Origin of the sequence: Klebsiella sp. 141251 (genome assembly GCF_050600725.1) — a bacterium.
GTDB classification, from domain to species: domain Bacteria; phylum Pseudomonadota; class Gammaproteobacteria; order Enterobacterales; family Enterobacteriaceae; genus Klebsiella; species Klebsiella aerogenes.
The window spans coordinates 19,409-32,237 of sequence record NZ_JAQIRG010000006.1 but is presented as its reverse complement, the minus strand read 5'-3'; the positions used below and the strand labels follow the sequence as shown (position 1 = coordinate 32,237).

General features: G+C 56.5%; 13 protein-coding genes. 9 read left to right on the top strand and 4 right to left on the bottom strand.

Going from position 1 to position 12,829, the window contains the following annotated elements; genetic code table 11:
- Window positions 1–6 precede the first annotated feature (6 nt).
- Genes dam through trpS form a run of 4 tightly spaced genes read left to right on the top strand, consistent with a single transcriptional unit; the run spans window position 7 to window position 3,280 of the window.
- Window positions 7–834, top strand: coding sequence for an adenine-specific DNA-methyltransferase (gene dam, locus PGR09_RS14610; RefSeq protein WP_045394863.1), 828 nt, complete (start codon window positions 7–9; stop codon window positions 832–834).
- A gap of 17 nt (window positions 835–851) precedes the next feature.
- On the top strand, window positions 852–1,529 hold the full coding sequence (gene rpe, locus PGR09_RS14605) for a ribulose-phosphate 3-epimerase (protein ID WP_015369389.1): 678 nt from the start codon (window positions 852–854) through the stop codon (window positions 1,527–1,529).
- The gene (gph, locus tag PGR09_RS14600; protein WP_047048014.1) at window positions 1,522–2,283 is read left to right on the top strand and encodes a phosphoglycolate phosphatase; all 762 of its coding nucleotides are present in this window, start codon (window positions 1,522–1,524) and stop codon (window positions 2,281–2,283) included. The genes rpe and gph overlap by 8 nt, the downstream gene beginning before the upstream one ends.
- Window positions 2,276–3,280: a tryptophan--tRNA ligase gene (gene trpS / locus PGR09_RS14595; RefSeq protein ID WP_015369391.1), complete on the top strand. Its 1,005-nt coding sequence runs from the start codon at window positions 2,276–2,278 to the stop codon at window positions 3,278–3,280. The genes gph and trpS overlap by 8 nt, the downstream gene beginning before the upstream one ends.
- A gap of 68 nt (window positions 3,281–3,348) precedes the next feature.
- On the opposite strand, the gene cysG is transcribed toward trpS, so the two are convergent.
- The 3 genes from cysG to nirB all read right to left on the bottom strand — a co-directional run bounded on the left by cysG (window position 3,349) and on the right by nirB (window position 7,741).
- Window positions 3,349–4,722, bottom strand: coding sequence for a siroheme synthase CysG (cysG, locus tag PGR09_RS14590; RefSeq protein ID WP_430916265.1), 1,374 nt, complete (start codon window positions 4,720–4,722; stop codon window positions 3,349–3,351).
- A 152-nt stretch (window positions 4,723–4,874) separates the two neighbouring features.
- On the bottom strand, window positions 4,875–5,201 hold the full coding sequence (gene nirD / locus PGR09_RS14585; RefSeq protein WP_015369393.1) for a nitrite reductase small subunit NirD: 327 nt from the start codon (window positions 5,199–5,201) through the stop codon (window positions 4,875–4,877).
- A complete protein-coding gene (gene nirB / locus PGR09_RS14580; protein WP_430916264.1) occupies window positions 5,198–7,741 on the bottom strand; it encodes a nitrite reductase large subunit NirB in 2,544 nt (847 codons plus the stop codon). The genes nirD and nirB overlap by 4 nt, the downstream gene beginning before the upstream one ends.
- A gap of 215 nt (window positions 7,742–7,956) precedes the next feature.
- On the opposite strand from nirB, the gene PGR09_RS14575 reads away from it, so the two are divergent.
- Window positions 7,957–9,279, top strand: a complete 1,323-nt coding sequence (locus PGR09_RS14575) for a cytosine deaminase (RefSeq protein WP_032715192.1) — start codon at window positions 7,957–7,959, stop codon at window positions 9,277–9,279.
- Here the strand turns inward: PGR09_RS14575 and tsgA are convergent.
- The gene (tsgA, locus tag PGR09_RS14570) at window positions 9,276–10,454 is read right to left on the bottom strand and encodes an MFS transporter TsgA (protein WP_015369396.1); all 1,179 of its coding nucleotides are present in this window, start codon (window positions 10,452–10,454) and stop codon (window positions 9,276–9,278) included. The genes PGR09_RS14575 and tsgA overlap by 4 nt on opposite strands.
- A 277-nt stretch (window positions 10,455–10,731) precedes the next feature.
- Here tsgA and ppiA point away from each other — a divergent pair, with 277 nt between their 5' ends.
- From ppiA to pabA, 4 genes are all read left to right on the top strand, one after another.
- Window positions 10,732–11,301 carry a peptidylprolyl isomerase A gene (gene ppiA, locus PGR09_RS14565; protein ID WP_015369397.1) on the top strand — a complete coding sequence of 190 codons (570 nt, stop codon included), beginning with the start codon at window positions 10,732–10,734 and terminating at the stop codon, window positions 11,299–11,301.
- 106 nt (window positions 11,302–11,407) lie between these two features.
- Window positions 11,408–11,575, top strand: coding sequence for a YhfG family protein (locus PGR09_RS14560; RefSeq protein WP_064571555.1), 168 nt, complete (start codon window positions 11,408–11,410; stop codon window positions 11,573–11,575).
- On the top strand, window positions 11,565–12,167 hold the full coding sequence (locus PGR09_RS14555; protein WP_047078893.1) for a putative adenosine monophosphate-protein transferase Fic: 603 nt from the start codon (window positions 11,565–11,567) through the stop codon (window positions 12,165–12,167). Before PGR09_RS14560 ends, PGR09_RS14555 begins: the two co-directional genes overlap by 11 nt.
- Window positions 12,168–12,199: 32 nt before the next feature.
- Window positions 12,200–12,763: an aminodeoxychorismate synthase component 2 gene (pabA, locus tag PGR09_RS14550; protein ID WP_047048025.1), complete on the top strand. Its 564-nt coding sequence runs from the start codon at window positions 12,200–12,202 to the stop codon at window positions 12,761–12,763.
- The last annotated feature ends 66 nt before the right edge of the window (window positions 12,764–12,829 follow it).

Genomic DNA, 12,829 nt, shown 5'->3' with positions numbered 1-12,829 from the left:
GGCAGCATGAAAAAGAATCGCGCTTTTCTGAAGTGGGCAGGGGGGAAATACCCCCTGCTTGACGATATTAAAAAGCATTTGCCGGAAGGTGAATGCTTAATTGAGCCCTTTGTGGGCGCCGGGTCGGTATTCCTGAATACCGACTTTTCTCGTTATATCCTCGCGGATATCAATAGCGATCTGATCGGTCTGTATAACATCGTCAAATTGCGCACTGACGAATACGTCAGCGCCGCACGCGAGATGTTTACGCCGGAAAACAACGCCGCGGAGCGCTACTACCAGTACCGTGATGAATTCAACCAGAGTCAGGATCCCCTGCGTCGCGCGGTGCTGTTCCTGTATCTGAATCGCCATGGCTACAACGGATTGTGCCGCTACAACCTGCGCGGCGAGTTCAACGTGCCGTTTGGCCGCTACAAAAAGCCCTATTTCCCCGAGGCTGAACTCTATCACTTCGCCGCCAAGGCGCAGAACGCCGAGTTTTACTGCGAATCTTATGAAGAGTGCATGAAGCGAGCCGATAGCCGGGCGGTGGTCTATTGCGACCCGCCGTACGCGCCGCTGACGGCGACGGCGAATTTTACCGCCTACCACACCAACAGTTTCAACCTTGATCAGCAGGTAATGCTGGCGAAAAAGGCGGAATCGTTGATGAAAAAGCGGATCCCGGTGCTTATCTCAAACCACCGCACGCCGCTGACGCAGGAGTGGTATAAAAACGCGGCGGAAACGCATATTGTGAAGGTTCGGCGCAGCATCAGCAGCAACGGTGGTACGCGTAAAAAGGTGGACGAGCTCTTAGCGCTGTACCGTCCGCCGAAGACCAAATAAATTTCAAGGAGATGCGGATGAAGCAGTATTTGATTGCCCCTTCGATTCTGTCGGCTGATTTTGCCCGTTTGGGCGAGGATACCGCTAAGGCACTGGCGGCGGGCGCGGATGTCGTACACTTCGACGTCATGGACAACCACTACGTGCCGAATCTGACGATTGGCCCGATGGTGCTGAAGTCGCTGCGCAACTACGGCATTACCGCGCCGATCGATGTGCACCTGATGGTAAAGCCGGTCGACCGCATCATTCCTGATTTTGCCGAAGCCGGCGCCAGCATTATCACTTTCCACCCGGAAGCCTCTGAACACGTCGACCGCAGCCTGCAGCTTATCAAAGAGCACGGCTGTAAAGCGGGGCTGGTATTCAACCCGGCAACGCCGCTGAGCTATCTCGATTACGTTATGGATAAGCTGGATGTGATTCTGCTGATGTCGGTTAACCCAGGCTTTGGCGGCCAGTCCTTTATTCCGCACACTCTTGAAAAACTGCGTCAGGTGCGTCAGCTTATCGATCAATCCGGCTACGACATTCGCCTCGAAGTCGATGGCGGCGTGAAAGCCAGCAATATTGGTGAAATTGCCGCCGCCGGTGCGGATATGTTTGTCGCCGGTTCGGCGATCTTCGGCCAGCCGGATTACAAAAAAGTTATTGATCAAATGCGCAGTGAATTAGCGAAGGTTAGTCATGGATAAATTACAGGCCATCCGCGGCGTGGCATTTGACCTGGATGGTACGCTGGTCGATAGCGCGCCGGGTTTAACCGCCGCCGTTGATAGCGCGCTTTACGCGCTGGAACTGCCGGTGGCAGGTGAAGAGCGCGTCGTGACCTGGATTGGCAACGGCGCAGACGTCCTGATGGAGCGGGCGCTGAACTGGGCTCGCCAGGAGCGCGCCACGTTACGCGCGGCGATGGGCAAACCTTCCGTCGACGATCATGATATACCGCAAGACGAACAGCTACGCGTTTTGCGTAAACTGTTCGACCGCTATTACGCCGAAGCGGCGGAAGAAGGCAGTTTCTTGTTCCCGGCGGTGGCCGATACGCTCGGCGCGCTGCACGCAAAAGGCCTGCCGCTGGCGCTGGTTACCAACAAACCGACACCGTTCGTGGCGCCCTTGCTCGAGGCGCTGGATATCGCGAAATACTTTAGCGTGGTGATCGGCGGCGACGATGTGAAGAATAAAAAGCCGCATCCGGATCCGCTGCTGCTGGTGGCGGAAAAGCTCTCTCTGACGCCAGCCGAACTCCTGTTCGTCGGGGATTCGCGCAACGATATTCAGGCGGCGAAAGCGGCGGGCTGTTGCTCTATCGGTCTGACTTACGGCTACAACTACGGCGAGCCGATTGCGTTGAGCGAGCCGGATTTTATCTTTGACCAATTTAATGAACTCTTGCCCGCTCTTGGGCTACCGTACAGTGAAACTCAGGAATTAAAAAATGACTAAGCCCATCGTTTTTAGTGGCGCACAGCCCTCAGGTGAATTGACCATTGGCAACTATATGGGTGCGCTGCGTCAATGGGTAAACATGCAGGATGACTATCACTGTATTTACTGCATCGTTGACCAGCACGCAATCACCGTGCGTCAGGATCCGCAGAACCTGCGTAAAGCGACGCTGGATACGCTGGCGCTGTACCTGGCCTGTGGTATCGATCCGCAAAAGAGCACCATTTTCGTCCAGTCTCACGTGCCGGAACACGCCCAGCTGGGCTGGGCGCTGAACTGCTACACCTATTTCGGCGAGCTGAGCCGCATGACCCAGTTTAAAGACAAGTCCGCGCGCTACGCCGAGAACATCAACGCCGGTCTGTTTGACTACCCGGTACTGATGGCCGCTGATATTCTGCTGTACCAGACCAACCAGGTACCGGTAGGCGAAGATCAGAAACAGCATCTTGAGCTGAGCCGCGACGTCGCGCAGCGCTTTAACGCTATCTATGGCGATATCTTTAAAGTGCCGGAGCCGTTTATTCCTAAGTCCGGCGCGCGCGTCATGTCCCTGCTGGAGCCGACCAAGAAGATGTCCAAGTCCGATGACAACCGCAACAACGTCATTGGTCTGCTGGAAGACCCGAAATCGGTAGTTAAGAAGATTAAACGCGCGGTGACCGACTCCGACGAGCCGCCGGTTGTCCGTTACGATGTGCAAAACAAAGCGGGCGTTTCCAACCTGCTGGATATCCTCTCCGCCGTGACCGGCCAGAGCATTCCGGAACTGGAACAGCACTTTGAAGGTAAAATGTACGGCCACCTGAAAGGCGAAGTCGCCGAAGCGGTTTCCGGTATGCTGACCGAACTGCAGGAGCGCTATCACCGTTTCCGCAACGACGAAGCGTTCCTTAATCAGGTGATGAAAGAGGGGGCGGAAAAAGCCAGCGCGCACGCTTCTAAGACCCTGAAAGCGGTGTATGAAGCGATTGGCTTTGTCGCTAAGCCGTAACAAGGCTCGCTGAAGGTAAAAAAACCGGGATAATCCCGGTTTTTTTGTGTCTGTTAGAGCGCATTAGCTTAATGGTGAGAAAACCAGTTCAGCTTGTCGCGTAGCGCCACCACGCGGCCCACGATAATCAACGCCGGGCTGGCCATCTGCTGCGCCAGAATATCCAACCGATCCAGAGTGCCGGCGACAACCTTCTGGTTGACCGCGGTGCCGTTCTCGACGATGGCGGCCGGCATATCCGCCGCCATGCCGTGGGCGATCAGCTTTTCACGGATCGCCGGCGCCTGGTTTAGCCCCATATAGAACACCAGCGTCTGTTTTTCCGCCGCCAGGTTTTGCCAGTCGAGATCGCTACCGGTTTTCAGATGGCCGGTAATTAGACGTACGCCCTGGGCGAAATCGCGGTGGGTGAGTGGAATGCCTGAGTAGGCCGAGCAGCCGGATGCGGCGGTGATCCCCGGCACCACCGAGAACGGAATACCTGCCGCGCAGAGGGTCGCCAGCTCTTCGCCGCCGCGGCCAAAAATAAACGGATCGCCGCCTTTCAGGCGCACGACACGCTTGCCGCTTTGCGCTTCGCGCAGCAGGATTTGGTTAATTTCCTCCTGCGGCACGCAGTGATAGCCTGCGCGTTTGCCGACAAATACCCGATCGGCGTCGCGGCGCACCAGATTCATAATATCGTCGGAGACCAGCCGGTCGTAGACCACCACATCGGCCTGCTGGATCTGCTGCAGCCCTTTGAGGGTGAGCAGACCGGCATCGCCCGGACCGGCGCCAACCAGCACCACTTCGCCGCGATGTTCCAGTGGTTCATTCAGTAACCGTTCCGTGGTATCGGCGACGGCCTGACGATCATCGTTCGCCAGCGATTGGGCGAGGCCATCGTTAACAAATAGCTTTTCCCAGAAGCGGCGGCGTTCGCCGACGGTAGCGAACTGCTTTTTCACCCTTGAGCGCAGCTGCCCGGCATAGCGGGCGATTTGTCCGAGATGCAGCGGCAGCAGCGATTCGAGCTTTTCACGCAGCAGGCGCGCCAACACCGGCGAGGTACCACCGGAAGACACGGCGACCATCAGCGGCGAGCGGTCGATAATTGACGGCATGATAAAGCTAGCCTGACGGGGCGCATCCACCACGTTACAGAAAATACGCCGTGATTCGGCCGCCTCGCTGACCTGCTGATTAACGACATCATCGTCGGTGGCGGCGATCGCCAGCCAGCAGTTATCGAGCAGCGCAGGATTGAAATCGCCCTGCGCCAGCGTCAGCATCTGCGCTTCGGCCCACACCTGAAACTGCGGAGTAAACTGGCGTGAGTTGACCGTTAACCGGGCGCCGGCGTCGAGCAACAGACGCGCCTTGCGTTCGGCGACATCGCCGCCGCCGACCAGCAAGCAGTCGCGATCGCGTAGTTGGCAAAAAATAGGTAAGTGGTCCACGGCAGATCCTCACGGCAAGGGGGGAAAGGGAGTGCGGTCGTAGCATAGCAGCAGAGGGAATCACGGAGATATGAATTTTGCCACCTCTACTTATTAGTGGTCATAAGCCGATGATATGGTTCCCCCCGCGGCGCGGAGGGAACCTTGCGGCATCAGGCTTTCAGCTGCACTTTGCCATCTTTAACACGGGCTTCGTAATGGGCGATGGAGTGGCTCTCATCTTCCATGCACAACCCGTCGCTGAGGCGGAAGCGCTGCTTTTTCAGCGGGCTGGCAACCCACAGCGCGCCGTCATGCTCAGCGATGATCCCGCGGGACAGCACGCTGGCATTGAAGAATGGATCGATATTGCTGATGGCGAACACTCTGTCGTCATGGTACGGACGGAAGATAGCCACCTGCTGTTGCCCCAGCAGCGCGCAGACGCCGGTCGCCGGCAGGATGTCGTCAATTTTGCAGATGTTTACCCACTGGCTCATACGTTTTCCTCCACCAGCGTGACCGGGATGCGCTCATAGGGCGTGGCCGGGCGATGCTGGTCACGTTCCGGCACTACCTGAACGTTCGGGTCGCGCTGGTCGCTGTTGATAAAGTGTTTGAAGCGCGTCTGCGCCGCCGGGTTATTGACGGTCTCGGTCCATTCGCAGGCGAAAGCGTCGCGCAGGCGAGCCAGCTCTTCTTCAAGGTGATCGTTCAGGCCCAGCTTATCGTCGATGATGACGCTGCGCAGATAGTCGATGCCGCCTTCCATGTTGTCCAGCCACGGCGCGGTACGGGTCAGCTTATCGGCGGTGCGGATGTAGAACATCATAAAGCGGTCGAGATATTTGATGAGCGTATCGCGATCGAGGTCCGCGGCCAGCAGATCGGCGTGGCGTGGTTTCATCCCGCCGTTACCGCACACGTACAGGTTCCAGCCTTTCTCGGTGGCGATGATCCCAACGTCTTTACCCTGTGCTTCCGCGCATTCACGGGTACAGCCGGAGACGCCGAACTTCATTTTGTGCGGGGTACGGATGCCTTTATAGCGGTTTTCCAGTTCTACGCCGAAGCCGACGCTATCGCCGACGCCGTAGCGGCACCAGGTACTGCCGACGCAGGTTTTCGCCATACGTAGCGCTTTGGCGTACGCATGGCCGGTTTCGAAGCCGGCTTCAATCAGCTGACGCCAGATCTCCGGCAGGTCATCTTTTTGCGCGCCGAACAGACCGATACGCTGGGAGCCGGTGATTTTGGTATACAGATTAAATTCGCGCGCGATGCGACCGACGGCAACCAGGCCTTCTGGCGTAATTTCGCCGCCTGCGGAGCGCGGGATCACCGAGTAGGTGCCATCTTTCTGGATGTTGGCGAGGAAGTTATCGTTGGTGTCCTGCAGCGGCGTGTGCTGTGGTTTGAGGATGTACTCATTCCAGCAGGAGGCCAGCAGGGAACCGACGGTCGGCTTACAGACTTCACAGCCGTAGCCCTGACCGTGTTTTTCCAGCAGCTCGTCGAAGGTTTTGATGCCTTCCACGCGGATCAGGTGGAACAGTTCCTGGCGAGAGTAGGCGAAGTGCTCGCACAGATTGTTGTTCACTTCGATACCCTGTTTCGCCAGCTCGGCGTTGAGCACCTGCGTTACCAGCGGAATACAACCGCCGCAGCCGGTTCCGGCTTTGGTTTCCGCTTTCAGCGCCGCCACGGTGTGACAGCCTTTATTGATAGCGGCGATCAGGTCGCCTTTGCTGACGTCGAAGCAGGAACAAATCTGCGCGCTGTCCGGCAGTTTATCCACGCCGATAGACGGCTTGCCGCTGCCGGCGTGGGCCGGGAGGATCAGCGAATCCGGGTTTTCCGGTAATTCGATGGCGTTCAGCACCAGCTGCAGCAGGTTGCCGTAATCGCTGGTGTCGCCGACCAGTACCGCGCCAAGCAGGGTTTTGTTATCTTCGCTGACGATAAGCCGTTTGTAGACTTCTTTGCTTTCGTCGAGATAGACGTAGCTACGCGCGCCCGGCGTACGCCCGTGGGCGTCGCCGATACCGCCAACGTCAACGCCGAGCAGTTTCAGCTTGGCGCTGAGGTCGGCGCCGGTGAACAGATTATCGTTGCCGAGGATATGGTCAACCGTCACCTGCGCCATTTTGTAGCCCGGGGCGACAAGACCATACACGCGGTTATTCCAGCTGGCGCATTCGCCGATAGCGTAGATATCCGGGTCGGAGGTCTGGCAGCTATCGTTGACCATGATGCCGCCGCGTTGGGCGACCGCCAGCCCGCACTGGGTAGCCAACTTGTCGCGCGGACGGATACCGGTAGAGAAGACGATGAAATCGACCTGCAGTTCGCTACCGTCGGCGAAGCGCATCGTTTTGCGCGCCTCGGTGCCCTGCTGAACGATCTCTTTGGTGTTTTTGCTGGTGTGAACCTTCACACCCATGCTTTCGATCTTACGCTTCAGCTGCTCGCCGCCCATCTGATCGAGCTGCTCGGTCATCAGCATCGGCGCAAACTCGATCACGTGGGTTTCCACCCCGAGATTTTTCAGCGCGCCGGCTGCTTCCAGACCGAGCAGACCGCCGCCGACCACCGCGCCGCGTTTGCTGCGACGGGCGCAGGATTCGATGGCGTTAAGATCTTCAATAGTACGATAGACGAAGCAATCCTGGGTTTCCGCGCCTTTAATCGGCGGGATCCACGGGTATGAGCCAGTCGCCATAATCAGCTTGTCGTAGAAAACGGTACGGCCAGCGCTGGAGTGGATAACCTTTTCCTGGCGGTTGATGGTAATCGCGCGTTCGCCGACCAGCACCTTGACGCCGTGTTTCTCATAGAAACCTTCGCGTACCAGCGACAGCTCTTCCGCAGTGTGATGGGAGAAGTAAGACGACAGGTGGACACGGTCATAGGCGATACGCGGCTCTTCACAGAACACGGTAATGTCGAATTGTCCGGCAGGCGCCTTATCAAGAAGCTCTTCGATAAAGCGATGGCCGACCATGCCGTTACCGATAATAGCGATTCTGACTTTGCTCATTTTTGCCTCGATTTCTTTTCTATTACCGCCTACCTTAACGATTCAGCTACTACACTCATTGATACAAATCAATTTAGAACTTACCTACCACTTAATGAGTATATTCATGATTTATAATGATTTTTCTAAGTGATGGAAAAATCAGGCTTTTCCGTTCTGTTCTTTTTATGTACAAAGGCAGCGGAAGAAATGAGCAATATTCAGGGGAGCAAACTATGTCGACAACGCCGCTGTGGTTAATTCAGAACGTCCATCTGCCAAAGAGGGAAGGGTTGTGGCAGATTGCGATTGATAAAGGGCGGTTCGGCGACATTACGCCGATGGGAGAGGCACGCAGCGAGAGCTACGAAGTGCTTAACGCCCGCGGCGGATTGGCCATCCCGCCGTTTATCGAACCGCACATTCATCTCGATACCACGCAGACGGCGGGAGAGCCAAACTGGAACCAGTCCGGGACGCTGTTCGAAGGGATTGAGCGTTGGGCCGAGCGTAAAGCGCTGCTAAGCCATGAGGATGTGAAAGCCCGTGCGTGGAAAACGCTGCGCTGGCAAATCGCCAACGGCATCCAGTTTGTTCGCACCCATGTCGATGTTTCTGACCCATCGTTGACCGCGCTGAAAGCGATGCTGGAAGTCAAACAAGAGGTAGCGCCGTGGGTCGATTTGCAGATAGTCGCCTTCCCCCAGGAAGGGATTTTATCCTACCCCAATGGTGAGAGTTTACTGGAGGAGGCATTACGACTGGGCGCCGATGTGGTCGGGGCGATCCCGCATTTCGAATTTACTCGTGAATACGGAGTGGAATCGCTGCATATCGCCTTCCGTCTGGCGCAGAAATACCAGCGTCCGCTGGATATCCACTGCGATGAAATAGACGATGAACAGTCGCGCTTTGTCGAAACGGTCGCCGCGCTGGCGTTAAAAGAGGGAATCGGCCCCCGGGTGACCGCGAGTCATACGACCGCGATGCACTCCTACAATGGCGCTTATACCTCGCGGCTGTTCCGCCTGTTAAAACTCTCGGGCATTAACTTCGTCGCCAACCCGCTGGTCAATATTCATCTGCAGGGGCGCTTTGATGACTACCCGAAGCGGCGCGGCGTGACGCGGGTCAAGGAGCTGATGGCGGCCGGCATTAATGTCTGTTTTGGCCACGATGATGTGTTCGACCCATGGTATCCGTTGGGAACCGGCAACATGCTACAGGTGCTGCATATGGGGCTGCACGTTTGCCAACTGATGGGCTATCAGCAGATTAACGACAGTCTACAGCTGATAACCCACAACAGCGCCAGAACCTTTGGGCTTAATGATTACGGCATCGCTACCGGCAATCCGGCTAATCTGGTGATCTTGCCTGCTGAAAACGGTTTTGAAGCCGTACGCTGCCAGGTGCCGGTACGTTGGTCAATTCGTCAGGGAAGGGTTATTGCGACTACGCAGCTGGCGCAGACGTGGATACAGACCGATAAAGGCGGCGAGGAGTTGTTTTTTACCAAAAATAGCCCCTTTGCCGAAGCAAAGGGGCCTAAGGCTTAGTGCGCCGACGCGTTCTGACGGTGGCGGGAAACGAAGCCAAGGAGCAGACACATCACGAATACCACGGCATAGAGGCCGTTCGCGGTGTGCAGCGCGGCCAGCGGGCCGCTAGCCGCGACGATCGGCCCGGTCACCACGAAGGTCAGCATGGTGCCGATGGTGCCGCAGGTCAGAATGAAGTTCACCAGCTTCGGTGAAGCGACTTTGGTCTGCTGCGAGCCCAGGGTAATGATCGAGGTATAGATGGCGCTGGAGAAGAAGCCAAGGGTCAGGATGAACCACGGCATATGCTCCGGCGAACCGTTAATGAACAGATACATCAGGACTGTCGCCAGACCCGCCAGCACGGTCAGGATGCGCTGCAGGTCGAAGAAGCGCAGGATGAAGCTGAACGACCACATGCCGATCATATAGGACATCCAGAAATCGCTGACCAGCTTACCGGCGTCGCCGAGGCTCATGCCGAGGCCTTTGGCATACTCTGGTACCCAGGAGATAAAGCCCAACTGGCCGAGGATGTAGCATAGCGCGGCGATGGAAAGGAACAGCACGCCGATGCCCCATTTCTCTTTCACTACCGGCTGGCTGTTTTCCGCCAGCGCTTTATTGCCAAGCACCGGGAACTCACAGCCGAAAGTCAGCACGAAAATAGCGACGTAGACCAGGCCGATACAGGCGTAAACCCAGTACCACTCGATGCTGCGCGCCAGCAGCACGGCGGCGACCATCGGGAAGATCATCCCTGCCATGCTGAAGAAGGAGTCCGTGAACAGCAGACGCGCGCCGCGCTGGCGGCCTTCATACATGTGGGTAATCAGGAAAGTCCCAATCGACATGGTGATCCCGCTGACCAGACCGAGCACGAACATCGACGCGGAGAACAGCGTCAGGCTGTGGCCGAACATCAGCCCGGCGATGGCTAACAGCATCAGGATAAAGCCGAAGCGCAGCTGGGTTTTCAGCGGCACGATCTCCATCAGCCAGGCATTGAGGAAGATAGAAATCAGAATACCGGCATTGAGGAAGGTAAAGGTGTTACTCATACTGGACACCGGCAGATGGAAATAATCTGCGATGTTCCCCATCACCATCCCGGTGACGATCACCAACGCGCCGGTCAGGGCGTAGGAGAAAAAGCTGATCCATGTGAGCTTGATACGATTGCTGTTAGTCATGACAGGCCTGTGAATAGATAGGTAAAGCGCGTTGACGCTGCGCCGGGCGCACAGATTTTATTCATTCAAGTGATGAAGGCAAACGTTTATATTGAAATGTAGAATTTATTGCATGGATTTATGTGATCTACATCACATTAGTGATCGGCGAGAGGATTGAGTCAGTTCGTAACAAGTGTTTCAGCTAAGTAAAATTAGGTAAAAGGCTAGCCCGCTATGCAAAGGCTCTTTAGAATCAAGGCACTTGCTTTTTACTCTGCTCCGTTAAGGAATTTCCATGCTCAAATCCACTCTGGCGGCGATGGCTGCCGTATTCGCCATTTCAGCATTCTCCCCCGCCATGGCGGCCAAGGGCGACCCGCACGTACTGCTGACCACTTCTGCTGGCAACATCGAGTTGGAGCTGAATAGCCAGAAGGCGCCGATTTCTGTCGATAACTTCCTGAAGTACGTGAACAGCGGTTTCTATAACAACACGACCTTCCACCGGGTGATCCCAGGCTTTATGGTGCAGGGCGGCGGCTTTAACGAGCAGATGCAGCAAAAGCAGCCTAACCCGCCGATTAAAAACGAAGCCGACAATGGCCTGCGTAATACCCGCGGGACGATCGCCATGGCGCGTACCGCCGATCAGGACAGCGCGACCAGCCAGTTCTTCATCAACGTGGCGGATAACGCCTTCCTCGACCACGGCCAGCGTGATTTTGGCTACGCGGTATTTGGTAAAGTGGTGAAGGGTATGGACGTCGCCGACAAAATCTCTCAGGTTCCGACCCACAACGTCGGCCCGTACCAAAATGTTCCGTCCAAACCGGTCGTTATTCTTTCGGCGAAAGTGCTGCCGTAACCCTCTTCTGGCGCGGGCGGTCCGCCTGCGCCTGGCTTGCCTCTCTGCGTAACCTGAAATTGCTGCTTATACTTGTGGCACACAGGGGACGATAAGGGAGGCGACCATGCGTTTACTCACCGATAAGCAAAAATCCCGGCTCTGGGAACAGACCCGCAACGCCAATTTTCAGGCCAGCAGACGCCTTGAAGGCGCGACGGTACCGCTGGTTAGCCTGACGGCTGAGGAAGCGCTGGCGCGTCTTGCCGAGCTGAGGAGGCGTCATGAGCGATAAATATGGCGACGGTCGCGACCCCTATCTCTATCCGGCGCTGGATGTGCTGCGTAACCGGCTGGGTATCCATCAGGCGCAACGGCTGGAACAAACTGTATGGGAATTCACTTCGCTGCGCGCGGCGACGATCCCGTTGGGCCCGCGCGGCCGCGGCTTACCGCATCTCTGCGCCATTCACCGGCAACTTTATCAGGATCTCTTTGAATGGGCGGGCAAACTGCGGGAAATCGATATCTACCAGGGCGATACGCCATTTTGCCACTTCGCGTGGATAGAGAAAGAGGGTAACGCGCTGATGCGCAAGCTGGAAGAAGAGGACTATCTGTGTGAACTCCCCCGGGAGACCTTCGTCGAGCGCCTGAGCTGGTACTACGGCGAAATCAATGTTCTGCATCCGTTCCGCCTTGGCAACGGCCTGACGCAAAGGATCTTCTTCGAACAGTTGGCCATTCACGCCGGCTACCTGCTCGACTGGCGGGGCATCGATCCGGATGCGTGGAGCCAGGCTAACCAGCTGGGCGCGATGGGCGACCCGGAGCCGCTGGAGCGGATCTTTCGTAAAGTGGTGAGCGAAGCGCGGGAATCTGAGTAGAATAGCCCGGTTTTGTTTTTTCCGGAGCCGCTATGATCCTGCTAATCGATAACTATGACTCTTTCACCTGGAATCTGTACCAGTACTTTTGCGAACTGGGGGCGGAGGTGCTGGTTAAGCGTAACGATGAGTTAACGCTGGAAGAGATAGCGTCGCTGGCGCCGGAGAAAATCGTCATTTCGCCGGGCCCCTGCACGCCGGATGAGTCCGGTATTTCGCTGGACGTTATCCGCCGCTATGCCGGTAAAACACCGCTGCTCGGCGTGTGTCTGGGTCATCAGGCCATCGCCCAGGTCTTTGGCGCCGCCATCGTACGCGCCGCGCAGGTCATGCATGGTAAAACGTCGCTGATTGAGCACAACGGCGAGGGCGTTTTTCAGGGACTAAACAACCCGCTTACCGTTACGCGCTACCATTCATTAGTTATCGACCCGCCGACCCTTCCCGCGGATTTTATCGTTACCGCCCGCAGCGCCAGCGGTGAAATCATGGGTATCCGCCATCGCCAGTGGGATCTCGAAGGCGTGCAGTTCCACCCGGAGAGCATTCTTAGCGAACAGGGACACCAGTTGCTGGAAAACTTCCTTAAACGCTGATTTGTAGTTGCCATGATGTGATTTATTATGCATATTTTGTGATTAAAACATCGCAATCATTGCACA